Source organism: Spongiimicrobium salis (assembly GCF_043678055.1).
GTDB lineage: Bacteria > Bacteroidota > Bacteroidia > Flavobacteriales > Flavobacteriaceae > Spongiimicrobium > Spongiimicrobium salis.
Genome location: NZ_JBHEQA010000002.1, coordinates 57,130 through 80,303 on the forward strand (window position 1 = coordinate 57,130; position 23,174 = coordinate 80,303).

20 protein-coding genes are annotated in these 23,174 nt (G+C 38.9%); 5 read left to right on the forward strand and 15 right to left on the reverse strand.

The window, feature by feature from the left end:
* Position 1: 1 nt before the first annotated feature.
* From ACEXOE_RS09635 to ACEXOE_RS09655, 5 genes are all read right to left on the reverse strand, one after another.
* Positions 2-1,369, reverse strand: coding sequence for an exonuclease domain-containing protein (locus ACEXOE_RS09635; RefSeq protein WP_394748566.1), 1,368 nt, complete (start codon positions 1,367-1,369; stop codon positions 2-4).
* Positions 1,370-1,402: 33 nt separating this feature from the next.
* On the reverse strand, positions 1,403-2,062 hold the full coding sequence (locus ACEXOE_RS09640; RefSeq protein WP_394748567.1) for a YggS family pyridoxal phosphate-dependent enzyme: 660 nt from the start codon (positions 2,060-2,062) through the stop codon (positions 1,403-1,405).
* 41 nt (positions 2,063-2,103) lie between these two features.
* Positions 2,104-3,339 carry a DUF1015 domain-containing protein gene (locus ACEXOE_RS09645; protein WP_394748568.1) on the reverse strand — a complete coding sequence of 412 codons (1,236 nt, stop codon included), beginning with the start codon at positions 3,337-3,339 and terminating at the stop codon, positions 2,104-2,106.
* A 9-nt stretch (positions 3,340-3,348) separates the two neighbouring features.
* A complete protein-coding gene (locus tag ACEXOE_RS09650) occupies positions 3,349-4,236 on the reverse strand; it encodes a 3-hydroxyacyl-CoA dehydrogenase family protein (RefSeq protein ID WP_394748569.1) in 888 nt (295 codons plus the stop codon).
* An 80-nt stretch (positions 4,237-4,316) separates the two neighbouring features.
* The gene (locus ACEXOE_RS09655) at positions 4,317-5,276 is read right to left on the reverse strand and encodes a Gfo/Idh/MocA family protein (protein ID WP_394748570.1); all 960 of its coding nucleotides are present in this window, start codon (positions 5,274-5,276) and stop codon (positions 4,317-4,319) included.
* A 214-nt stretch (positions 5,277-5,490) separates the two neighbouring features.
* On the opposite strand from ACEXOE_RS09655, the gene ACEXOE_RS09660 reads away from it, so the two are divergent.
* The gene (locus tag ACEXOE_RS09660) at positions 5,491-5,994 is read left to right on the forward strand and encodes a YybH family protein (RefSeq protein WP_394748571.1); all 504 of its coding nucleotides are present in this window, start codon (positions 5,491-5,493) and stop codon (positions 5,992-5,994) included.
* A gap of 31 nt (positions 5,995-6,025) precedes the next feature.
* Here ACEXOE_RS09660 and ACEXOE_RS09665 read toward each other — a convergent pair whose 3' ends face one another.
* The gene (locus ACEXOE_RS09665) at positions 6,026-6,604 is read right to left on the reverse strand and encodes a 3-keto-disaccharide hydrolase (protein WP_394748572.1); all 579 of its coding nucleotides are present in this window, start codon (positions 6,602-6,604) and stop codon (positions 6,026-6,028) included.
* Positions 6,605-6,836: 232 nt separating this feature from the next.
* Between ACEXOE_RS09665 and ACEXOE_RS09670 the strand changes: the two genes are divergently transcribed.
* On the forward strand, positions 6,837-7,478 hold the full coding sequence (locus ACEXOE_RS09670; RefSeq protein ID WP_394748573.1) for a protein-L-isoaspartate(D-aspartate) O-methyltransferase: 642 nt from the start codon (positions 6,837-6,839) through the stop codon (positions 7,476-7,478).
* Between the two features lie 6 nt (positions 7,479-7,484).
* Here the strand turns inward: ACEXOE_RS09670 and ACEXOE_RS09675 are convergent, their stop codons facing one another.
* From ACEXOE_RS09675 to ACEXOE_RS09685, 3 genes are all read right to left on the reverse strand, one after another.
* On the reverse strand, positions 7,485-9,950 hold the full coding sequence (locus ACEXOE_RS09675; RefSeq protein WP_394748574.1) for a DUF5686 and carboxypeptidase regulatory-like domain-containing protein: 2,466 nt from the start codon (positions 9,948-9,950) through the stop codon (positions 7,485-7,487).
* A gap of 88 nt (positions 9,951-10,038) precedes the next feature.
* Entirely contained in the window at positions 10,039-10,500 is a 462-nt protein-coding gene (smpB, locus tag ACEXOE_RS09680) for an SsrA-binding protein SmpB (protein ID WP_394749622.1), read from the reverse strand.
* 113 nt (positions 10,501-10,613) lie between these two features.
* A complete protein-coding gene (locus ACEXOE_RS09685) occupies positions 10,614-11,168 on the reverse strand; it encodes a SixA phosphatase family protein (RefSeq protein WP_394748575.1) in 555 nt (184 codons plus the stop codon).
* Between the two features lie 96 nt (positions 11,169-11,264).
* Between ACEXOE_RS09685 and ACEXOE_RS09690 the strand changes: the two genes are divergently transcribed.
* Positions 11,265-12,704 carry a PorP/SprF family type IX secretion system membrane protein gene (locus tag ACEXOE_RS09690; protein WP_394748576.1) on the forward strand — a complete coding sequence of 480 codons (1,440 nt, stop codon included), beginning with the start codon at positions 11,265-11,267 and terminating at the stop codon, positions 12,702-12,704.
* Here ACEXOE_RS09690 and ACEXOE_RS09695 read toward each other — a convergent pair whose 3' ends face one another.
* A complete protein-coding gene (locus ACEXOE_RS09695; RefSeq protein ID WP_394748577.1) occupies positions 12,705-13,301 on the reverse strand; it encodes a TetR family transcriptional regulator C-terminal domain-containing protein in 597 nt (198 codons plus the stop codon).
* 138 nt (positions 13,302-13,439) lie between these two features.
* Positions 13,440-16,040 carry an ATP-dependent chaperone ClpB gene (gene clpB / locus ACEXOE_RS09700; RefSeq protein ID WP_394748578.1) on the reverse strand — a complete coding sequence of 867 codons (2,601 nt, stop codon included), beginning with the start codon at positions 16,038-16,040 and terminating at the stop codon, positions 13,440-13,442.
* 248 nt (positions 16,041-16,288) lie between these two features.
* On the opposite strand from clpB, the gene ytxJ reads away from it, so the two are divergent.
* Positions 16,289-16,681 carry a bacillithiol system redox-active protein YtxJ gene (ytxJ, locus tag ACEXOE_RS09705; protein WP_394748579.1) on the forward strand — a complete coding sequence of 131 codons (393 nt, stop codon included), beginning with the start codon at positions 16,289-16,291 and terminating at the stop codon, positions 16,679-16,681.
* Positions 16,682-16,738: 57 nt separating this feature from the next.
* On the opposite strand, the gene ACEXOE_RS09710 is transcribed toward ytxJ, so the two are convergent.
* Positions 16,739-17,926 carry a hypothetical protein gene (locus ACEXOE_RS09710; RefSeq protein ID WP_394748580.1) on the reverse strand — a complete coding sequence of 396 codons (1,188 nt, stop codon included), beginning with the start codon at positions 17,924-17,926 and terminating at the stop codon, positions 16,739-16,741.
* Between the two features lie 274 nt (positions 17,927-18,200).
* Between ACEXOE_RS09710 and glyA the strand changes: the two genes are divergently transcribed.
* Complete coding sequence (gene glyA / locus ACEXOE_RS09715; RefSeq protein WP_394748581.1) at positions 18,201-19,475, forward strand: serine hydroxymethyltransferase; 1,275 nt, start codon at positions 18,201-18,203, stop codon at positions 19,473-19,475.
* A gap of 65 nt (positions 19,476-19,540) precedes the next feature.
* Here the strand turns inward: glyA and ACEXOE_RS09720 are convergent, their stop codons facing one another.
* The 3 genes from ACEXOE_RS09720 to ACEXOE_RS09730 form a co-directional block, all read right to left on the reverse strand.
* Positions 19,541-20,212 (reverse strand): hypothetical protein, encoded by a 672-nt coding sequence (locus ACEXOE_RS09720; RefSeq protein WP_394748582.1) that lies wholly within the window; start codon positions 20,210-20,212, stop codon positions 19,541-19,543.
* A 175-nt stretch (positions 20,213-20,387) separates the two neighbouring features.
* On the reverse strand, positions 20,388-21,062 hold the full coding sequence (locus tag ACEXOE_RS09725; protein WP_394748583.1) for a response regulator: 675 nt from the start codon (positions 21,060-21,062) through the stop codon (positions 20,388-20,390).
* Positions 21,063-21,068: 6 nt separating this feature from the next.
* Positions 21,069-23,099 (reverse strand): tetratricopeptide repeat-containing sensor histidine kinase, encoded by a 2,031-nt coding sequence (locus ACEXOE_RS09730; RefSeq protein ID WP_394748584.1) that lies wholly within the window; start codon positions 23,097-23,099, stop codon positions 21,069-21,071.
* Positions 23,100-23,174 lie beyond the last annotated feature (75 nt).

Below are 23,174 nucleotides of genomic sequence, written 5' to 3' on the forward strand. Positions count from 1 at the left end.
ACTAAAGCTGTAGTTCCATAATTTTAAAAACTTTCCGCTTTCTGAGGTAAGTTTCAATGATATGATTTGTATTGGCACTTCCTTTCATAGGAGTGATTATGGATTCTAAGATATGAATATTATTTATTTGATGATTCAATTGACAATAACCAAAGCCTTGAAAAACACCATTTTTAATTAAAAAAGCACTGTGTTCCCCTATTTCACGGCCTTTGTCCAAAATGACCAAACTTTTGCCCGAAAGACTATATTTTTTCAGGGCCGCTTCTACACGTTCGTTGTATTGCTCACGATCTTCTTTGTTCAAACAGGCTCCAAAACATGTACCCTCATCATATTTGGAACAATTTTTTCTCGCTTCGGACAACCCATTGAGTTTATCACATAAGTTAAATTCCGTATTGATCTTATAGAGAAAATTCTTGGCGGCATGAATACTGCTAAAGCTTTGGACCCATCTTATTCCCGGCACCAATTTTTGGATATGCAAGCTAAGATATCCATGTTCATTTTCTTTGGGAATAAGAATATAGCTAAACAACTTTCCCTTTCTTGGAGGGTTGAATTTAGGACGATTTCTAGATAATTCCTCATTTTCCTTGAGAAGCGCAGCAAGTTCACTGCCTGTCTTTTCAAAGGTCACTGCCTTTGTTGTTTTTTGAAGTTTTCTTGCCTGATCACCACTTTTGGTAAAATGTTGGTTGACCCGTTTCTTAATATTGTTGCTTTTGCCCAATAAAATGATTTCCCCTTCTTTATTGTGCATATAGTACACCCCAACTTCAGAGGGCAGCTTTTCTACAATATCCAATTGCCTGGGAGAAAGCTCCCCTAAGGATGCTTCTTTAATAACATCTTGAATGATTACTTTTTCAGAATCTTTGGAAAGCAACAATTTAAACAATTGTAATGTAGCCAAGGCATCTCCATTGGCTCTGTGACGATCGCTTACGGGAATTCCCAAGGACCGTACCAATTTGCCCAAACTATGCGATGGAGCTTCGGGAATTAGTTTTTTGGAGAGATCTACAGTACATAGTGTTTTTCGCTCAAAGTTATAGCCCAACCTACGAAATTCCGTTCGTAAAATGCGATAATCAAATTGTGCATTATGGGCTACAATAACCGTATCTTGGGTAATTTCCACAATTCTTTTGGCTACTTCATGGAATTTTGGGGCCGTGCGTAACATTTTATTGTTGATCCCGGTAAGATTTACCACAAAGGGTTGTATTTCTTTCTCAGGATTTACAAGGCTTATAAAAGTATCCACAACACCATGTCCATCGAATTTATGGATAGCAATTTCCGTAATTCCTTCTTCATTGTATTTTCCTCCTGTGGTCTCTATATCCAATATAGTGTACATGCAATAACTTTATTTTTAGGCATTCGCGCCCACTTAATGCGTATTTCTGGCACCAAAGATACTACTTCCAATGCGCACCATAGTACTTCCTTCGGCAATGGCCAGTGGATAATCGCCGCTCATTCCCATGGAAAGCACGGAGACTTCGGGAAGCACTTTCTGTATTTCCCCATAGATGTCACTAAGCTGTGAAAATTCTTTGCGAACCTGTTCCGTATTCTCCGTAAACGTTGCCATGCCCATTAATCCAACGATACGAATGTGTTGTAATTGTGTAAATTCGGGAGAATTTATTAAGGAATTGATTTCAGTACGGTCAAATCCAAATTTAGTTTCCTCTTCTGCAATATGCACTTGTAGGAGGCAATCTATGATCCGCTGGTGCTTTGCGGCTTGCTTATTGATTTCTACAAGGAGGCGAAGACTATCTACCCCATGGATCAAGGAAACAAATTCTGCCATGTATTTTACCTTGTTCCGCTGTACATGTCCAATCATATGCCACTCAATGTCATTGGGCAATACCTGCCATTTCTGCGTCATTTCCTGAACCTTGTTTTCTCCAAAAATACGTTGGCCGGCCGCATAAGCTTCTTCAATAGCTGCAATGGGTTTGGTTTTGGATACGGCAACCAAGGTAACCGTCTCTGGTAGTTTGGCTTTAATGGCCGAAAGATTTTCTGCTATGGACATAAAATATTGATCTTCAATTTTTTTGATGAACTATCTATGGATTACAATTCATATATGGTTAAGCCACTTCTTAACTTCGGTTCTATATAGGTACTTTTAGGAGGCATTACAAGGCCTTCATCAGCTACAGCTTTAATTTCTTCCATATTTAAGGGAACCAAACCAAAACCTACCGCGAATTTACTCTCATCAACATCCTCTTTCATTTGTATGACATTGTGTTTGCCATAGCCATATTGAATACGCTTGTCATTTCGCAAATCCGTAATGCCCAGAATGGGCTCTAAAACTGTTTTAAATAAAATTTGCGTATCCAATGCACTTAAAGCATCTGTAAATTCATAGATTCTTTTTCTGAGATAAAGGGAGTAAAATTCCCCATCCAGATACATACTGAAATGATGCTTTTTAGAAGGTTTGTACAGTACATGACCCTTATTTTCTATTCGAAAATAGGCATCCAAACGAATTAGAAATTCCTCTTTGGTAAGTCCATTTAAATCCCGGACCATCCGATTGAATTCATAAATGCGAATTTCCGATTCTGGTATAAGGTAACTCATGAAGAAGTTATAGGCTTCTTTTCCTGTATGATTTGGGTTTTTTGTACTGTTCGTACGAGCCAATAACATGGAAGATGCGCTCCTGTGATGCCCATCTGCAATATAAAGGGCCGGAATGTTATGAAAAGCAGCCCGAAGATCGGCAATTTTTTTTTCATCAGAGATAACCCATAAAGAATGGGTTACTTTATCTGTTGTCGTGAAAAAATACTCCGGACTATTCTTTTTTTCTGCGGCAATAATGGCAGCAATGTCGGCATTATCCGGATAGGTCATTAATACCGGTTCTGCGTTAAAGTGAACACTTTCCAGATAGTTTGCAAATAGCGCCTCCCTTGCCTGTAAAGTGGCCTCGTGTTTTTTTATCACATCATTTTCATAGTCTTCCGCACTGGTACCACAAAAAATCCCGGAACAACTAAAATTTCCTTTTTCAATTTTATAAAGGTACAAGCTCGCTTGAGTATCCTTTACTAAAATATCGTCTTCAAGAAATTCCAAATAGCGGTTATAGACTAGTTTAAAGCGTTCAGGCCCCGATACTTTTTTGGCAAATTTAAAACCAGGGTTTATGATATGCAGAAAAGAAAAAGGATTAAAACGAAGTTGTGCCTTCAATTCTTTCTTGGAATATTCCTGATACGACCGCGAGGCCACCGAGGCAACCTTATCCTTAGACGGTCTAATGGCTTTAAAAGGTTTTATGATGGCCATAAAATATGATTATTGAAACTGTGCTGCAACAACTTCTGCTTTTCGGGAGCTGCTATAATCATAGAACCCTTCTCCCGATTTTACCCCTTTTTTACCTGCCATGACCATATTTACCAGTAGGGGACAAGGGGCATATTTTGGGTTTTTGAAACCATCGTACAGAACATTTAAGATAGATAGGCACACATCCAAGCCTATGAAATCTGCTAATTGTAAAGGTCCCATAGGATGCGCCATTCCCAATTTCATTACCGTATCTATTTCGGTGACCCCGGCAACGCCATTGTAAAGGGTTTCAATGGCTTCATTGATCATAGGCATTAGAATTCTATTTGCCACAAAACCTGGATAATCATTCACTTCTGTGGGAGTTTTACCCAAGGCTTTGGACAATTCCATGATGCTCTTTGTAACCTCATCCGATGTATTATAACCACGGATGATTTCTACCAATTTCATAATGGGCACCGGATTCATAAAATGCATGCCGATTACTTTTTCCGGACGCTGGGTCACAGCAGCAATTTGCGTGATGGAGATCGAAGAGGTATTGGTCGCCAAGATCGTATCCGGACCACTGACTTCATCAATTTCTTTAAAGATCCTTAATTTCAAATCAAGGTTTTCTGTCGCTGCTTCTACCACAAGATCAACGTTCTGTACCCCTTCATTTATGGTAGTATAGGAACTAATATTATCCAAAGTTGCCTTTTTGTCTCCTTCGGAAATACGTTCTTTGGCCACCATGCGATCTAAATTTTTACCGATGGTTGCCAAACCTCTATCCAGGGACTCTTGAGAGATATCGATAAGATTAACGTGATATCCGGTTTGTGCAAAAACATGGGCTATTCCATTTCCCATGGTTCCTGCTCCGATAACTGCTATATTTTTCATGAACTTATTTTTATAGTATTATATGATCAAATTATTGATATTTTAGGTTTTGGAGTTTTTTTGATTTCACCCGATCTGCGTTAAAATGCGGCGATAATTTGTAGTGCAACCTTCAAGGCCTTGGTTCCCTGAGCCAAACTAACCACTGGAGTGGTATTGGTGTTAATGGCATCGGCAAAGGTTTCCAACTCATCCAAAATGGCATTATTGGCTTCTATATCAGGATTTTCAAAATAGATCTGTTTCTTTTCTCCCTCGGCATTTTGGAGCACCATGTCAAAGTCCCCAGGCTGTTCCGGGGCATCCTTCATTTTCACCACTTCTACCTTTTTCTCCAAAAAATCTACAGAAATATAGGCATCACGTTGAAAAAAACGGGATTTTCGCATATTCTTTAATGAAATTCGACTCGCAGTTAAATTGGCTACGCAACCATTTTCGAATTCTATACGGGCATTCGCGATATCCGGGGATTTGCTGATAACGGAAACGCCACTGGCATTGATCTGTTTTACTTCAGAATTCACAACGCTCAGAATGGCATCAATATCGTGTATCATAAGGTCCAAAACCACGGGAACATCTGTTCCTCTGGGATTGAATTCGGCCAGACGATGCGTTTCGATAAACATCGGATTTTGAATTTTATCCTTTACTGCGGTAAAAGCAGGGTTGAACCGTTCCACGTGCCCTACCTGGCCTTTTACCCGGTGTTGGATTTCCAAGGCCAATAAATCCTCAGCTTCCTGTAATGTATTGGTGATAGGTTTCTCAATGAATATATGTTTTCCTTTTGCCATGGCTTTTTGAGCGCAATCAAAATGGGAAAGGGTGGGAGTGACAATGTCAACCACATCTACACTGTCAATGAGTGTATTGATATTGTCAAAGTAGGTATAACCAAATTCATCGGCTACCCTTTTACCATTGATGGCATCGGGATCATAAAAACCGACCAGTGTATATTTTGAGGATTCGTTGAGTAGTCGCAAGTGTATTTTACCTAAATGTCCTGCGCCTAGGACTCCAACTTTGAGCATAGTATTTTGTTTTGGCAAAAATAAGGAGATTTGTTCAAATAGGAGGGCTGCCAAAGGCGAATAGAAAAAGAAAATTGTAAAGATCAAAAAGGAACAATTCTTTTTGGCCATTGTTCGGGACGTCCCTTGCAAAATGGAAATCAATACTAGCGATATAGTTTTATGGACGCATTAGTTTTAGTACTTTTGAGTTTGTCTAAAACATGGAAAAATAATGAAAAAATTACTAGTTGTTCTTTTTGGATTGATGATAAGCACTGCCTTTGCCCAAGATATTGCCGCTGTGCAAAAAGAAATTGACGAGACGCTCTGGAGACCTTTTCAAAAAGCCTTTGAAAAATTGGATGCCAAGGCTTTGAATGCTTTGTATGCAGATGAGGTATTACGCGTGACTCCAGGGGGAATAGATACTAAAGAAGCATTTAAAGCGGCAAATGTGGAACGTTTTAAAGAAAACAAAGCTAAAAATGTAGCAATTAAGCTCGATTTTTGGTTGGACGATAGAAAGACCAGCACGGATACCTCCTATGAGGTGGGCTTTTACCGGATTCAATTTATTTCCAAAGAAGGAGTGACCAATGCCCATGGCCAATTTCATATTGTGTTAAAAAAAATAGATGGCGCTTGGAAGATTACCCAAGATTGGGATACGGATAACATTAACGGCAAAGAAATTGGCGCTGAAGACTTTGGAAGACAAAAAGCCATTCGGTTTTAGCGAAGGGTTTAAAATGCTAAGGTGTATACGCTTATTGTAAAGAACGAATGCGAATATTTCTGAATTTGATTTCGCCCTCTCCCGCGGCCTGCAAACCTATATAGCCTGATACGCGATCATTGTTTATAATGTCTGCGGTAAGTTCTCCATTGACCCAGGCTTGGATCATGTTTCCCTTGGTTCTAATGGTATAGGTATTCCATTTTCCAATGGTTTCAACATAGGTAAGTGGTATTGCCCTGGTTACAACGGCTCCTGTTCTAAAGTCCTGATTGGGGTGAAGGTCCCAGATATTGAATTCATAGCAATCTGTATTTGATATTTCTGCGGCCAAACAACGTACAAAAATACCCGAATTGATACTACTATCTGGTAGAAACTCCAGTTCCAATTCAAAATCGCTATAGGTTTCCTTTGTAATTACAAATCCCGCGCCACTGCGTATACTTCCAATCAATGTACCGGAATCAAAACTCCAGGTGGCATCTCCCAATATGGACCAACTTTCATCGTTCTCCAGAAAAAGAGGGTTGCCCGTATTGCTCGCTAAACACGAACTCAATAGGAACGCTAAAAAAGCATAACATGACAAGAATGTAAAATGTTTCATGACATTGATTTATTTGGTGTAAATATATGGAATCGCTAGAGAATGTGGTACAAAGATTATGTTAGGATATTACAAGAATTTAGAACGACAAATTATAAGGGCATCAGTAGCAATTCCCTAAACTTTTTCTAACTTTACGGCACTTAAAAACCAACCCTTGTAATAGACAAAACAGCTCCTTTGTACCTTTTCCCAGAAAGCCTAAAATGGAGTATGTCATGATAATGACGCTATGAAAGATACCTTAAAACATCGCGGAATGCGAAATAAGTTAGCCGAAATTCTTGTTGAAAAAGGGATAAAAAGCCCTCCAGTCTTAGCAGCGATACAGACTATTCCAAGACATTTGTTTCTGGATAGTAGTTTTGAGGATCACGCTTATCAGGATAAGGCGTTTCCAATAGGAGCGGAACAAACAATTTCCCAACCTTATACCGTTGCCTTTCAAACCGAATTATTGGGACTTCAGGGCCAAGAAAAAATTTTGGAAATAGGCACGGGAAGTGGTTATCAAACTGCAGTGTTGTTGGCTTTAAAGGCAAAAGTATATACTATAGAACGGCAACTGGAATTGTTTAAAAAAACCAAGCTTTTTTTTGGAAAAATGGGATACCGTCCCAAAAAACATATTTTTGGGGATGGCTATAAAGGCATGCCCGAAGAAGCCCCTTTTGATGGCATCATTGTTACCGCAGGAGCGCCATATGTTCCCAAACCGTTATTGGCCCAACTGAAAATAGGGGGAAGGCTTGTTATTCCTGTGGGAAACGAGGAGCAAATAATGACCTTATACGAACGGAAATCGGCCAAGGCTTTTGAAAAAAAAGAATTTGGATCTTTTCGTTTTGTGCCTTTGTTGGAAGACAAAAACTAAAAAGGATTAGAATTGCACACCAAAATTGACCCACTGTTGTTTTCTGCCTTGAAAATTACTTTGGGCAAAATCAATACGCAAAAAACGAAATTTTTTCCAACCCAAATTCCCCAATCCAATGCTAAACTCGCTATAAGGTTGATTGTTCTCCGTGGCCAATATTTTTCCACCAACGATCAAATTGGCATTGAGTTTATTCAATAACGGAATTTTCCCCATAATGAAGCCTTTAAAATTGTGTTCTGCATGAGCTTCAAAATAGGTTTTATTTGTACTCAGGTCGTAGTATGGAAGAATAAAGAATGAATTTAGGTAGTCTTTGTTGAGACTGATCCGGGTTAGATTTCCATTAAAATGCTGGTAATCCACAAAGGAAATATTGTCTGCATTGAGAAATGCCCCAGCCTTGAGGTTATATGAAAAATCTCCCTTTCCACCTACTGGAAATTCCTGTGTCAAGCGTATTTTAAATTGATCAAAATGTAAATCCGAACTACTTCCTGCAAAGCCTTTCTCATATCCAAGGCGCAGGGTAGGGGTATTGGAAAAGAGGTTAAATTTCCTATTGGGATAGTTCAGGTACTTTTGACCAAATCTGATTCGGGCATTTACTTGCAATCGTACAAGGTTGTGCTGACCAATCGCCGCATTTTCAAAATCTTCTGGTGCCAAAGGATTATTGGATGAAAACTCCCCATCTTTATCCCCAATAATGGAGAAATTTGTGGTATTGAATACTGGTTTTCTTTGTTCGTAACCAATGTCGGCACCAATATAAATACCATTGACCACTTCTTCGGAATAGAAAAGATTTACATAGGTCTTATCATAAAATTTAGCGTCATTGCTCTCCAGAAAGAGCGTCCTAAAGCTATTGCCAAAATACGAAATGGGATTGGATCCATTAAATTGGGGCAATTCATTACCACCGCGTATACGAATAAAAGGCCTTGAAAAATTATTGAAACGATAGGATACTTCCCCTAAAGGACGAAAGACTTTGTCAGAAAGCCCATACTCAAAAGTAGTATTGACATTTAGGCGGCGTCCCTCTTCTCTCTTCAGCTTGGCATAATTGAATATAAATTTGGAATTCCAACCTTGAACCGTGTTATAGCGCAATTCTTCCAAGGGGCTTTCAAAGTTAAAGTAGCGCTCTTTAAACGTATTGCGGTGCTGATATCCTAATAAAATATCGCCCAATTTTAATCTATTGCGCACCCGATCCACAGAATCCAGATAGGTTTTGGATTTCCGGATCAGCTGCACGCTATCTTTTTTGACATAATCCAGAATCTCTTCTCCGGTTAAAGGAACCGGGCGCAAGCTGGTCCAATATAGACTATCTTTTTCATTTGCCGCCTCGGCAAAAGAGAGCACCTCGTTCTTAAAATCCTTTTTTTGGAGAGGTGCATTGAGGTTGTAATTGGTATAAGCCGCCGTAAAACGCCCATTTCCTTGGATACCAAATAGGCCATATTGAAAGTCGATGCGCTGCAGCACTTTTAACCAAGCCTCGTTTTTTTGAGAAAAATTAAAATCTTGTTTTAAAAAGAGGGAATCTACGGCAAAAACTTGTGCTTGTTCCCCAGTAACGGACAAATCTATGGCGTACAGGGCCCATTGGTCTTCCACAATATAAATTGTTCCCCGAAACACATTGTCATTTGGTCTTTTGGGAATTACAGAAATCTGGTTGATCAAATTATTGTGATCGTCATAGAAGGTGCCAATAAGTTTGTATCTGTAGTAACCAAAAGCATTGTCGGCAATTGGGGAAACCAACCTATTCCCAAAAGCTATAGTGTTGTTGTAATAGGAAATATCAACATCTGAAGCGGTATTGAAACTAAAACCATTATCATCGCCACTAATTTTGGAAGCAATGATGTTTTCGTTGAAAGCTTTCTTGTTTTTTGCAATTTTTGAAATCGTTTCGGAAAGGTAAATGATACCTGATCTTGTAGAATCCAGCCCTCCTCCAAAATCCCCAACATCCTGGCCTAAAATTCTTTCAGGGGCGTTTTTTATTTTGATTAAGCCTTTGGAATAGAAATCAGCCGTATAGGATTGTAATTTTTTCTGATATTCCCTGCGTTTGCCTATCGCATTTCTTATGATCCTATTGGCCGGATTGTCCGAAGCGTTGACTTCCACTCCGGCAAGGGAGAGTCGCTCTTCGGTCAAGGAAAGATCTAGTGTAAAGGGGAATTTTTCAATCGTTACCGTCTCCTTTCTTGTTTTAAACCCTAAATATTTAAAAACTATGGTATAGGTTCCCGTTTTGGAAAGTTCCAGAAGAAACTGACCATTGTCATTTGTAGTGGTCCCGGTCACTGTATTTTCCAAATAAATATTTACAAAGGATAAAGGGGTATTATCCGCATCAGTAACGGTACCGCTGATCTGGGCCTGGGAGAAATAAAAAGAAAAACACACTAAAAAGAAGAAGCCCGATTTTATTTTTAGCATATAAGACTTTGGTTTAAGATCACGATGATACAATAAAATAGCAGGAAGCTTATTTTAAAGGATGTTAATTGGGAAGACTTTATACAATTCAATTATTAAAGTTTTTCTTGATACGATCCAAGTTTCTTTTATTGTCGCGATCCTTTATACTCTCTCTCTTGTCGTAGAGTTTCTTTCCTTTCGCCAAAGCGATTTCCAATTTTGCCAATCCCCGATCATTTAGAAATAAGCGCAGGGGGACAATGGTTAAACCGGCATTCTTCACCTGACGCACTAATTTTTTTAATTCTCTTTTATGTAAAAGTAATTTGCGTTGCGCTTTGGGTTTGTGGTTGTAATGGCTTCCGTGCGAATATTCATCGACCTGCATATTGATAACGAACAATTCGCCCCTATCATTAAACTCACAAAAACTTTCGGTAATAGAGGCCTTTCCCAGGCGAATGGATTTTATTTCTGTTCCGGATAGCACAATACCCGTGCTATAGGTCTCTAGGATTTCATATTCAAATCGAGCCCTTTTGTTCTTTATATTGATGTTTTTTTGTATCACAGCGACAAAAATAAGAACAATTGACTAGAAAGGCTTAAAATATGAAGTGATCTTGTCTTTTGGAATTTTAGCACGAAACGATAGGCTGTTACTGATCAGTGCTATTTTAGTTACTCCCTACTAGGGCAACTGCAATCAAAATGTAGGCGCGTACTGGTTACTTTTTCATTAATAATGGTGACAATGAAAAGGCTTCCGTTATCACTATGGTCCATAGCGCTATACTTTTCCTCTCCTAGGAGTTTGTTGGCAAAGTCTGGAGTGGAGTTGCTATGCCCTACGACCAATACATTTTTTCCAAGATTCTGACTCTTAAATGTCTTGATGTTCACATCCCTGGGGTCGTAGTACAAAGGTGTGATATCTTTTTTTACTGAAGTAGGGCTGGCAGTCATCACAGTACGCTCAAAATCGGTCGTATAGATAGCGTCTAGGTCAACTTCCTCTAAAATCTCTGCCCAATGCATAGCGCGGCCCAATCCCTTTTGAGTAAGTTCCGGGTCAATATTGTTGGGGTCACTACGATCTTTCTCCGCATGTCGTATCAGGTAAAAAGTAGATGTAACTGTAGCAATACTAGTTTCTTCCACCGGTTTTTCCTCTTCTTTACAGCTCAAAAAACTTGTTAAAAAAAATACAAATATTAAAAGTTTGATGGTTTTCATAATCATTTTGTTTGTGTAAATTTGGACACTATGCTTTTTATGTAACTAAAATTAGTACAAATTAGTATATAAACCGTTGTTTTTATCCCTTTATATATGAGAAAGCTTTATTCTGTGTTTTTATTTTCAATTGTATTTACTACAATTGGAGCTCAAAACAGTATTCTTCCCGGGGATTTTAGACAACATAATTTAACTACTTTTAATTCCAGTTTATTACTGCCCACAGCTTCTTTAGATCGCAATGAACCGGAGTCCATAGCACTATGGACACGCTGGCAATGGCAAGGGATAGATGTGGATCCTTCTACAACTTTTCTGCACTACACCCGAAAACTTGGGGAGGGATCTGCCCTAGGAGTCGGTTTTTTACAACATAACAGTAGCAGGTTTTTGGAAACTGGAGGGGTTTTCAATTATGCCTATGCTATTCCCTTAAGTGATAAGGCCAAGATCGGAGTTGGATTTAATTTTTTTGGCTTTAATAGGGAGATATCAGATAACCTCATTCCGTTGGAACCAGATCCGGACCCTGCCATTGTGGATGAAAGCAGTAGTGGTTTTATTCTGCAAATGGCTCCGGCGATACAAGTTGTTGTAGGACAGTTTTTTTTGGGACTGACCTCGGAGAATTTGTTTGATTTTAACTTTGGTTCAAACAAAAGGGAGACCAGGCCAGAAGACCGGTTTTACCAAGGTATTGTGGGTTACGACTTCTTGTTTACGGAAAATTCATATTTACGGCCTAGCGTTTATGTCAAGACCATTCCGGATGCCGATGCCCAATATGGCCTAACGGCCATGTATGCGGCCCCCAAATTTTGGGTTCAAGGTGGGTACAATAGTTTTTATGGCGTCTCCGGTGGTATAGGGGGGCGTTTTTTTAAACACCTGTCCATTGGAGCTTTAATAGAATATGGGATTGACAATCAAGTGAGTGATAATGACCCTACTTTTGAAATCATTACGGCATACAATTTTGACAAAAGGGATACCGAACGAAAATTAAAGCCTAAAAGGATTCGTAAAAACACAAAACGCAGCGGAAAAAGAAAACGTTTAGCAGAACGTAGGGAACGTGAAAAACAGGCCCAACTCCAAAAAGAATTGGATGAGGCCGCCCGCTTGGCAGCCGTTGAAGCAAAAGCAGAAGCGGAACGCGTGAGAAAAGAAAGAGAAGCTCTGGCTGCGGCCGCTTTGGAAGAAGAAAAGCGTAAACAAGAATTGGATAGACTGGCAGAACAGCGTCCACAAGAAGAGGAACGATACGAAGAAGTTGAAGTTGAGGATGGGCTGGAACCTGGGTATTACTTAATAGCAAATGTCTATAATACGGAAAAGTATTTTGAGAATTTCAAACAAAGTTTGAGAGATCGGGGAATAACACCAAAATCCTTCTTCAGAAAATCAAATGGATTGAACTATGTGTATTTGGAGCGTTATGAAAGCCGAGAAGCTGCAGATGCTGCAAAACGAAGTCAGTTCAATGGCACCTATACCGAGACCCTTTGGATTTTTAGAGTAGTGGCCAAATAATCAGGTCTTAATTTCTTTGGCAATCAATTGTTTTAAATACGCAATCGTATTCAATAGGTATTTTCGATCTTTGGTAAGCATAAACATAGCGACTGCTCCTTGGAGCATGGTGTATAATTGTTTTGCAAACTGTAAAGGGGTAACAGGTATTTTTAATTCTTTTTGATGAATTCCATTTTCTATGACCAGTGCAATTTTGCCTTCGATAAGCTTAATGGTTTCCTTGGCCGCAGCATATAATAAACGATTGTTGTATTGGGCATCGATTCCCACTCCCATGATGGGACATCCAAATGTGGGCGCGGTAAAATCTTCATAATCCTTATACAGGTCGGTCAATGCGAATAATTTATCCAGTGAAGTTCCTGGACTTTCCAATTTTTCGTCAATAGCTGCCAACAAGCGCTTTCTATTGTGCTCAAATGCTGCCAAAGCCAACGCCTCCTTATTTTCAAAATTACCATACAAAGCTCCTTTGGTAAGTCCGGTAGCTTCGGTAAGATGACTCATGCTTGTTCCTATATAGCCGTGTTTATTAAAAATGGGAGCTACAGTTTCAATAATATAAGCAGTGGTTCTTTCAGCTTTTGTAGTCATTCTTTCGCATTTTTATTACGAATATAAAAAAACTATATACTGTATGGTATTTATTTTTATTAAAAAATGGCATTCCTTTCCGCATACCTATAACTAAAGTATACTTATGGGAAAGAAATGCCTATTGTACTTCAAGTGCTAGTGCACTACTTCATTCTGATTCCTAAAGACCAACTGCTGATCAAAACAATCGATCAATACAATACTGTCCGCTTTTATTTTTCCGCTCAGTAAAGCCTTGGATAAGGCATTGAGCACTTCCTTTTGAATGACTCTTTTTATGGGGCGCGCGCCGTATTGTGGCTCATAGCCTTTTTCAGCTAAATAGGCAATTGCCTCTTGAGTGGCATCAATGGTGATATGCTGTTTGGCCACGATCTTCTTTAAATGATCCAACTGGATTTCCACGATTTTTGTGATATCGCTTTTGGTCAAAGGTGTGAACATGATAATATCATCGATACGATTTAAAAACTCGGGCCGGATGCTTCTGCGCAGTAGGTCTACGACACCTTTTTGAGCAATGTCCGTAGCACTTTCTACAGTCTCTGCACGTTCAAAGGCTTCTTGAATGATCGGACTTCCAATATTGCTGGTCATAATAATAACGGTATTTTTAAAATCGGCAATCCTCCCCTTATTATCGGTTAACCTGCCCTCATCCAAAACCTGTAACAATACATTAAACGTATCGGGATGCGCTTTTTCAATTTCATCCAGGAGTACAACGGAATACGGTCTGCGTCGTACAGCTTCCGTGAGCTGCCCTCCTTCATCATACCCCACATAACCCGGAGGAGCTCCAACCAATCTACTCACTGCATGTTGTTCTTGATATTCACTCATATCAATACGGGTCATGGCATTTTCATCATCGAAGAGATAGGAAGCCAATGTTTTGGCCAATTCCGTTTTGCCCACCCCGGTCGTCCCCAAGAATAGAAAAGATCCAATGGGCCGGTTGGCGTCTTGAAGACCGGCCCTACTTCTACGGATAGCATCTGAAACTGCTTGTATGGCCTCGTTTTGTCCAACCACTCTTTTGTGCAGGACATTTTCTAGTTGCAATAATTTCTCCCGTTCGCTCTGAAGCATTTTGGTTACTGGAATCCCCGTCCATTTTGCTACGACTTCTGCAATATCCTCATTGGTCACTTCTTCCTTGATCAGCGAGTCTGCCTCCTCTTGAGAGTCAATTTGTTCCTGAAGACGAATCAATTCTTGTTGAGCTTCCTTGATTTTTCCATAACGTATTTCGGCAACCTTACCATAGTCTCCGTTTCTTTCTGCCCTTTCAGCTTCCAACTTATAGTCTTCAATATCCTGTTTTGTCTTTTGAACCGCATCTACTATGGTTTTCTCACTTTCCCATTTGGCGTAAATGGCATTGCGTTCTTCTTTGATATTGGCAAGATCAATATTTAAAATTTTTAGCTTCGAAGGATCATTCTCTCGTTTTATGGCTGCAATTTCAATTTCCAATTGCATGATTTTACGATCCAGGGCATCCAATTCCTCGGGTTTTGAATTGATTTCAATACGCAATTTTGAAGCCGCTTCATCAATAAGGTCAATGGCCTTATCCGGTAAAAAACGATTCGTAATATAGCGTTGCGATAATTCCACCGCTGCAATAACGGCCTCATCCTTGATTCGTACTTTGTGATGAGTCTCATATTTTTCCTTGATTCCTCTAAGGATGGAAATAGCGCTCTCGGTATCGGGTTCATTCACCACAACTTTCTGAAACCTGCGTTCCAAGGCTTTGTCTTTTTCAAAATATTTTTGATATTCATCTAATGTGGTTGCCCCAATGGCGCGTAGTTCTCCTCGGGCCAAGGCAGGTTTTAAAATATTTGCGGCATCCATGGCACCTTGCCCACCTCCGGCACCGACCAAAGTATGGATCTCATCAATGAAGAGTACAATTTGGCCATCGGAAGAAGTAACTTCCTTGATGACCGCCTTTAGACGCTCTTCAAATTCTCCTTTATATTTGGCTCCGGCAATCAAAGCTCCCATATCAAGGGAATAAATGACCTTGTCCTTAAGGTTTTCCGGCACATCGCCCTGCACCACCCTTCGCGCCAGACCTTCGGCTATGGCCGTTTTTCCCACTCCGGGTTCTCCCACCAACATGGGATTGTTTTTGGTTCTTCGGGAAAGAATCTGTAGAATTCTACGGATTTCCTCGTCCCTGCCAATAACAGGATCTAGGGTTCCTTTATCGGCCAGTTCATTGAGGTTTCTGGCATACTTGTTTAAGGCATTGTAGGTCTCTTCGGCACTTTGGGAAGTAACATGGTTCCCTTGACAGAGGCTTTCAATAGCCAATTTTAACTCCTTTTTGGTAACGCCCTGATCCTTGAGCATCTGGGCTACCTTGCTTTTTCCATCAAAGATGGCCAGGATCAAATGTTCAATGGCCACGTATTCATCACCCATTTCCTTAGCCAAAATACCTGCCTGGGTCAGTGTTTTCCCTGTTTCTCGCGAAACCATAATTTCGGCTCCACTGACTTTGGGCAAACGCTCCAATTCCTTATCAATGATCTGATGTAATAGATTGTTGTTGACATTTAATTTTTTAAGAAGAAAGGGCAACACATTGGTATCTACTTGGGCAATGGCTTTAAAGAGGTGCTCATTTTCAATTTGCTGGTGTTCCATAGCCTGGGCATACTGTTGTGCCTGCTGTATGGTTTCCTGTGATTTTATAGTGAAATTATTGAAATTCATAATATTTTAGTATCTGTTCATAACTCTAATTGTAGATGCTATTTCAAGAATCTTACCAAGAGCAGGAAGCAGACAAAATGGCGGTTGAAACCCATATGTACAGGACATTTCGGCAGTTTGTAAGTATGCGATTTTAGTGCGACTTACTAAGTAAGAAGTTATATTTCTTTACTTTTGTGATGTTTTGGAAAAAGACATATTGAAATATACAAAACTTTAAAAAGTTTAATCGATAATAGGAGTAATATATGGGATTGTTTGGTGGTCTATTTGGAAGCGGAAATACAGAAAAAAAAGAGCGTAAAGTACTTCCATGGCAAAAATTGGAAAGAGTTTCCCAGTTGGACGAAATTATAAAAAGATCTAAAGGGAAAACACAATTGATTTATAAGCATTCCACGACCTGTGGTATTAGTAAAATGGTATTGAATATGTTTACGGAAGCTTATGATTTTACTGAAGAACAATTGGATATCTACTATTTGGATTTACATAGTTATAGAGAGGTATCCAATGAGACAGGATATAAATTTCAGGTAATGCACCAATCCCCACAGATTTTACTGATTAAAAATGGTACTGTGGTTGCGCATGCCTCCCATGGGGCTATCATGGATGTCGCTTTGGAGAAATATGTATAAAGTTAAAACTAAAGCTCAAAAAAAATCCCCTAGCTCCAGAGAGCTAGGGGATTTTTTTTAGTTGAATCTATGTCGTGAGATAATTCTTTTTAATCTGGCCTTAAGGTCTTCACCGGCGTCATAGACCATCTGTTCATTGGTAGGGAAGGGGAGGGCCTCCAATTGCAAAGTGGCGATCAGGTCATTATCCAAAGCTCTCTTATCCCCATCATAGTCTGCGTACACATGTTCAAAGATGAACTCACTGGAAATGGGATAAGTATTTATTTGTTGTTTGGTATTCAAATCAATAAAATTCACATTTCCTGTAACCTGCGCCGCTTTGTACTGTGTAAATCTATAATAATCACAGGTCACTTTTTTAAATCGGTCTACTTTGATTTTGTTCCCCAAACTGTCTCGTACCACGTTGCCATTCTTATCCGTAGCGTATTTATAACCATCCTTGATTAATTTTTCCTTAATGATTTCTTTTTCATTGATCTGTTCCGGGCTAATATTAATAGCTAAAAATGCCACATCCATTTGATAATCATAGGTAACGTTCTTCACTGGAGTAGCGTGGTAGGCCGTCCATAGGTTATTTAATCCATAGGTATTAAAGTTCAGAAGATCATCTTCCAATCGGGTAGGGATAATCTGTTCGGTATCATTGATCACCCGTACTTTAACATAATCCAAACCTTTGGCATGGGCCTGCTCTATTTTTTGTCGCGTATCTTCAAATCCAGGATTTATCTTTTCCAAATAGGTGAAGTCCGCATAGGCCTTTCTATAATCCTCTTTACGAATGGCATTGTTCAACAGATCCTCTGCGTTGTCATAGAGGTATTCGGAAAGCTGATCTTTGGCATCCAGAAAGTCGTTTTCGTAATCGTTGAACGAAAATTGCGCTTCTCTTTGCTCTTCATTAATATATAAAGGCAATAGGGGTCTGATCCGCTCTTGGATGCTTCTTAAATTGCCATAAGTATTGAATATTTCTTCGTAATTGGCAGGGTTGCCGTCCTTCTCCCAAAAGGCGATCTGCTTGAGTTCCCTTTCGGTATGTTTGGCAAAAGCCTCTTCCAATAAGACGATATAAGGTTGATTCCCTTTACGGGTCTTATTGTTGGCCAAATTTTTCAAGGCCTTATCCATGGCATTGACGTAATTCCCCGTATTGATTGCTTCCTGGGTTTTTTTAACTCCCCCGCAGGCGACTAAGAAAACCAAAATTGTGCTAAATAGTAATGTTTTCTTCATGATGTTGAGTTTTATGGTTTGGTATATTTATTTCAATAGCTGTGCCAAAAACAGTTAGAATGTTAAACGCAAAAGAGCGCTATATCGTATATTTTATTGAAAGTTACTGTAATTCAGTAGGTTATAATTTTTGTAAATCTTGAAAAAAATTAAAATGGGAGGGGGTGTAATTTGTTGATTTCCGTTTGATAAGTATATCATCAAATCTAATTTTTTATTCAAAATAAAGAGCGGCAATTTGTATTTTTGTTGCTTTATTTAATCCAATAGAACTATGCAAAGAGATCAACAAATATTTGAATTGATAGCAGACGAAGAAGAGCGCCAGATAAATGGGATAGAGCTTATCGCTTCTGAAAATTTCACCAGCCCCCAAGTCATGGAGGCTGCGGGTTCCGTACTTACCAATAAATATGCAGAAGGATATCCGGGAAAGCGGTATTACGGAGGTTGTGAAGTTGTTGATCAAATAGAACAGATAGCTATTGATCGGGCAAAGGAGTTGTTTGGTGCGGCCTATGCCAATGTACAGCCCCATTCTGGTTCCCAAGCCAATGCATCGGTCTATCATGCCTGCCTTCAACCAGGAGACACTATATTAGGTTTTGATCTTTCCCATGGGGGGCATCTTACCCATGGTTCTCCGGTGAATTTTTCTGGACGTCTTTACAATCCAGTATTTTACGGTGTAGAAGAAGAGACAGGGGAATTGAATTATGATAAAATTCAGGAGATTGCGGAACGGGAAAAACCCAAAATGATCATTGCTGGGGCTTCGGCCTATTCCAGGGATATGGATTTTAAGCGTTTTCGGGAAATTGCCGATAGCGTAGAAGCCTTATTATTGGCCGATATCTCGCACCCTGCAGGTTTGATCGCCAAAGGCATTTTAAACGACCCCATTCCACATTGTCATATTGTGACCACGACCACCCATAAAACCTTACGCGGACCACGAGGAGGGTTAATTCTAATGGGAGAAGATTTTGAAAATCCTTTTGGCATACGATTGAAGAATGGCAATCTGCGTAAGATGTCCGCTTTATTGGATTTGGCCGTTTTCCCTGGAAATCAAGGGGGCCCATTGGAACATATTATTGCGGCCAAGGCCATTGCCTTTGGAGAAGCACTTTCCGATGATTTCCTACATTATATGTTACAGGTAAAAAAGAATGCTGCTGCTATGGCTGCTGCTTTCGTCGCCAAGGACTATAAGTTAATTTCCGGTGGTACGGATAACCATATGATGTTAATCGATTTGAGAAACAAGAACATTACCGGTAAAGATGCGGAGAAAGCCTTGGTCAAGGCAGATATCACTGCGAACAAAAATATGGTGCCCTTTGATGACAAATCCCCATTTGTTACCTCGGGAATACGTTTTGGTACTCCGGCCATAACAACAAGAGGACTAAAAGAAGCGGATATGCCCACCATCGTTGAATACATTGATGAGGCATTGCGCAATTGGGAAAATGAGGCGTTACTTCAAGATATCAAAGTGAAAGTGAATACTTTGATGGAGGGAAGGAAACTTTTTAATCCGTAAGAAAAATTACAAAGCCGTTAAATGGAAAATCAATTGCCCTATCTCATTGATTTTCCATTCTTATATCAGTCATTTAGCATGAACAATTCACCAGGAATGATGCATTTGTTGGCTAAATCATAGATTACGGCTTCTTCTTCAGGGTTGAGGTAGATACCCCAGTACCCAAAGTAATCTTTCTTCAAGTGATTATCGGTGTCAATTTTTAAAGGCGTTGTCCCGTCTTCGGATAAATTTTCTTCAAATACGGGAATGTATATTTCATGTGGAATATTAGAAAGACCATTGGTGTAATAGGCCAAATGCTTACTAAGTTCCATTAAGATATTTTCCAATTCATTGGAAATACTTTGATGGTAAATTTTGTTGATGATCAAGGTAGAATCATTTAGGAAAATAGAAAACTCCTCAATATCTATAGGGGTGTCGTTTAGTTCTTTGAGTTGCTCCAAGGAGCGTGAGAAGGAAGAAATCCATTTATCGTTCTGCTTTTGCGCAGAAATGTCTCCCCACATCCCGTTTTCATAGGAAAACAAGGTTTCCAACAGGTCCAGATTGCAATTCATCTCAATAGATAAATTGGTTTCACCTTCCGTATTGGAACAATTATATATGCTTACTTCGGAAAAGAAATCCTTTTCCAAGTTCTTTCTAAAATTATCTAATCCAAAGATTTTGGTATCGCTGTCAAATCCTAATAGACCTCCTTTTCTAAAACTATCCCTTCTTGATGTCATGAACTAAACGTATTAAATATAATAGGTTTAACAAACATAACTTTAATCGGCAAGTGTGGGCTATATAAAAACCATAGAAAAACTATGGTTTTTATATAAATGTCAAATAAAGTGGACGTTTCTGATCGTATTTACTATTTTTTTGCGGAAGGTGTACGCGTTTATAGTTAAAATTCTAAATAAAGCCTCTATTCCTGGCCTCGGTGATCAAGGCTTGGTCATTCTGTTTTTCTATACCAAAAATGCTTTTGATATGCCGTTTTCTATTTTCAATACCCGGTAAAGAAAGGGAGATATGGGCAATCATATCCTTGGTTTTGGTCCCTATGGAAAGGTAGTATAGAATTTTCTTGTCCGTATCGTCCAAAGAGATGTCATTGGACATTTTTTTGCGTATGGCCACTAAGGCTTTTTGTGTGTAATAAGGTGGGGTGGTCATCACCGTTTCCAACATCACTTTCAGGGACTTTTGGTCAATTTCCGATTTCACCATATAACCATCGGGATTTACGGATTTAAGAATGCCATTGATCCTGTAGTTATCACTAAAGGAAGACATGAATACAATTTTGGATTCGGGGACCAGTTTCCGGGCCAAGATTCCCAAATCCTCACCACTTAAGGGTGGGCCGCCTTCACTGGTACCGGACAATTGTACATCCAATAAAATTAGATCATACTTAAACGAGTGCACAGAAGCTTCTATTTTCTGTTTGCCCCGTTCAAAGGAATTCACGGTTTCCATTTGAAGAATTCTATAGTCTTCAAACTTAATATCTTCCAAGATGTACTTGTATCCTATGGCGATCATTTCATGATCGTCCACCGCTAAAATTCGTAAATCTCTCATTAGTATTTATAGCACTTTTTTTAAAGGATAGGCAGAAGGCAATTCCTCCAGATTACGCGGTATTTCAATAATGGTAGTGGTACCTTCTCCGAGTTTGCTGGAAATTTCCCAGGTTCCATGTAATTTTTTCACTCTGGATTGAATATTTTTCAGCCCAATTCCTTTCTTTCCTTTTTTCGTATCAAAACCAACGCCATTGTCGCTGATTACAATTTTTAGTCCCTTTTCGTTCGTATCAAAATCTAGAAGAATGTTGGAGGCCTCTGCATATTTTACACAATTTTGCAGGCTTTCCTGTACAATTCTATACAAATTGACCTTGATCTCACTGCTTATATCATCCCAATCTACTTCCTGATTGTAATAAAAATTGTTTTCAATGCCGGCAACGCTACCGGTACTGTCCAACAATTCTTGGATCGAGTTGATAAAGTTATGAATTTTCTGATAAGAAGCATGGTTTAATTCGTGCGATATGGTCCTGATCTCTTCTTCGGTCTCTTGTAATTTTTTGATCAAGCCCTCCCTGCGCTCCACGGATTCCTCGTCTTTACGCTTGTTAAGGCCAATGAACATGAGGCGTATACCGGCCATTTGGCCTACAATACCATCGTGCAATTCTTCCGAAATTCTTTTTTGTTCGGCCTGTTTACTTTCCTCGATCTGTTCCTTTTGATTCAGCATCAGATCAAAGATTTCTTGGTTACTGGCCTGTTGTTGCTGTTCAAAACGTAGTTTTTGGTTGCGAATACGTTGGTAAATGGAAAGTACAATAAAGAGGGCCAATACAAATAGACCAATGGAAATCCCAATCCATAATTGTTGTTGTTTGGCCAAAAGGGCATTTTTTTCTTTGACCTCATTGGTCTCAAATTCAATTCGAGTGAATTTATTTCTAGTTCGCCTGTCTGCGAGCTGCAGACTGTCATTTAAAGAAATATAAGAATGTGTATATGTGGATGCATTTTTAGGAATTAAACGAGTGAATAATTCTAAAGTTAGCAGATGGCGCTTATTGTTACTACTTTTTTTAGCTACCTTATTAGCTATGTTAGCATAATTTATTGCCGTAAGAGTATCTTGTTTAGCTAAAAAATATTCAGCCAAGTTGTAATTACTTAAAGCAAATCCTCTATCTTCTTTATTATTATCACTTATTCGTGAAGCCTCCAAAAATAATTGTTTCACTTCAGTTGTGTCACCCAGCTGGAATTTACTGTGACCTAAATTATTTAAGACTTTTACATATAGTTCAGAATCTTTATTGAACAAGCTATCTATTTTTAACGCATTTTGGAAATACGTAATAGCCTTATTATAATTTTTTTGCTCCTGATAGACAACACCAATATTATTTAATGTTTGAGGAAGGGACTCATATTTATTTTCTAGCTTATCGTTATATGTAAGAGCAGTTTGGTGATATTTTAAGGCATTATTATATTCTCCTAAATTGTTTGATATGATACCAAGATTATTATAACATCGATATAATAAGAGATATTTGTCTAAAGGTTTAAATAATTCAATAGCTTTAAAAGTAGTGGCTTCACTGCCGGTATAGTCCTTAACATCCGCTTGAATTTTAGCCATGTTATATAACATTATTCCGGACTCATAATTTACTCTTAACTGAGAATATAATTTTTGAGCTTTCCCGTAATGATAATAGGCACTGTCTTTTATGAAAGCATTGCTGAAAAATAACGCTAAATCCCAATGTGCTTCTGCTATAGTAATAGAATCACCTATTTTGTTGCCTAACGAAATTGTCTCCTTATTTGTCTGTCTAAATAAGAGTGAATCATCTATTTTGGAATAGGCTAAAGATAACCTAGAAAAATATTTGGTTTTCAAGGAATCATTGGAAACAAGCTTAATTCGTTCGTATGCTTTATTCAGATATGCTTGTCTTTCGGAAATAGATAACTTCGTATTGCGCCCTTCTTCAATAATATTTAAAACAGGATCGATTTCAACTTCCGAGGTCGTTTCGGAAGAATTCTCCTGTTCAGAGCATCCTATTGATATAATCAAAAGAATTACTATCGCAACGAACGGACTAAAAAACTTGTATATCTTTGATTTTGTAATCATCGGCTTACAAGATAT

What these genes read in the sequence shown, in the direction of transcription:
- ACEXOE_RS09635 (WP_394748566.1), bottom strand. Translation starts at nt 1,369, where the DNA reads ATGTACACTATATTGGATATAGAGACCACAGGAGGAAAATACAATGAA.
- ACEXOE_RS09640 (WP_394748567.1), bottom strand. Translation starts at nt 2,062, where the DNA reads ATGTCCATAGCAGAAAATCTTTCGGCCATTAAAGCCAAACTACCAGAG.
- ACEXOE_RS09645 (WP_394748568.1), bottom strand. Translation starts at nt 3,339, where the DNA reads ATGGCCATCATAAAACCTTTTAAAGCCATTAGACCGTCTAAGGATAAG.
- ACEXOE_RS09650 (WP_394748569.1), bottom strand. Translation starts at nt 4,236, where the DNA reads ATGAAAAATATAGCAGTTATCGGAGCAGGAACCATGGGAAATGGAATA.
- ACEXOE_RS09655 (WP_394748570.1), bottom strand. Translation starts at nt 5,276, where the DNA reads ATGCTCAAAGTTGGAGTCCTAGGCGCAGGACATTTAGGTAAAATACAC.
- ACEXOE_RS09660 (WP_394748571.1), top strand. Translation starts at nt 5,491, where the DNA reads ATGAAAAAATTACTAGTTGTTCTTTTTGGATTGATGATAAGCACTGCC.
- ACEXOE_RS09665 (WP_394748572.1), bottom strand. Translation starts at nt 6,604, where the DNA reads ATGAAACATTTTACATTCTTGTCATGTTATGCTTTTTTAGCGTTCCTA.
- ACEXOE_RS09670 (WP_394748573.1), top strand. Translation starts at nt 6,837, where the DNA reads ATGAAAGATACCTTAAAACATCGCGGAATGCGAAATAAGTTAGCCGAA.
- ACEXOE_RS09675 (WP_394748574.1), bottom strand. Translation starts at nt 9,950, where the DNA reads ATGCTAAAAATAAAATCGGGCTTCTTCTTTTTAGTGTGTTTTTCTTTT.
- ACEXOE_RS09685 (WP_394748575.1), bottom strand. Translation starts at nt 11,168, where the DNA reads ATGAAAACCATCAAACTTTTAATATTTGTATTTTTTTTAACAAGTTTT.
- ACEXOE_RS09690 (WP_394748576.1), top strand. Translation starts at nt 11,265, where the DNA reads ATGAGAAAGCTTTATTCTGTGTTTTTATTTTCAATTGTATTTACTACA.
- ACEXOE_RS09695 (WP_394748577.1), bottom strand. Translation starts at nt 13,301, where the DNA reads ATGACTACAAAAGCTGAAAGAACCACTGCTTATATTATTGAAACTGTA.
- clpB (WP_394748578.1), bottom strand. Translation starts at nt 16,040, where the DNA reads ATGAATTTCAATAATTTCACTATAAAATCACAGGAAACCATACAGCAG.
- ytxJ (WP_394748579.1), top strand. Translation starts at nt 16,289, where the DNA reads ATGGGATTGTTTGGTGGTCTATTTGGAAGCGGAAATACAGAAAAAAAA.
- ACEXOE_RS09710 (WP_394748580.1), bottom strand. Translation starts at nt 17,926, where the DNA reads ATGAAGAAAACATTACTATTTAGCACAATTTTGGTTTTCTTAGTCGCC.
- glyA (WP_394748581.1), top strand. Translation starts at nt 18,201, where the DNA reads ATGCAAAGAGATCAACAAATATTTGAATTGATAGCAGACGAAGAAGAG.
- ACEXOE_RS09720 (WP_394748582.1), bottom strand. Translation starts at nt 20,212, where the DNA reads ATGACATCAAGAAGGGATAGTTTTAGAAAAGGAGGTCTATTAGGATTT.
- ACEXOE_RS09725 (WP_394748583.1), bottom strand. Translation starts at nt 21,062, where the DNA reads ATGAGAGATTTACGAATTTTAGCGGTGGACGATCATGAAATGATCGCC.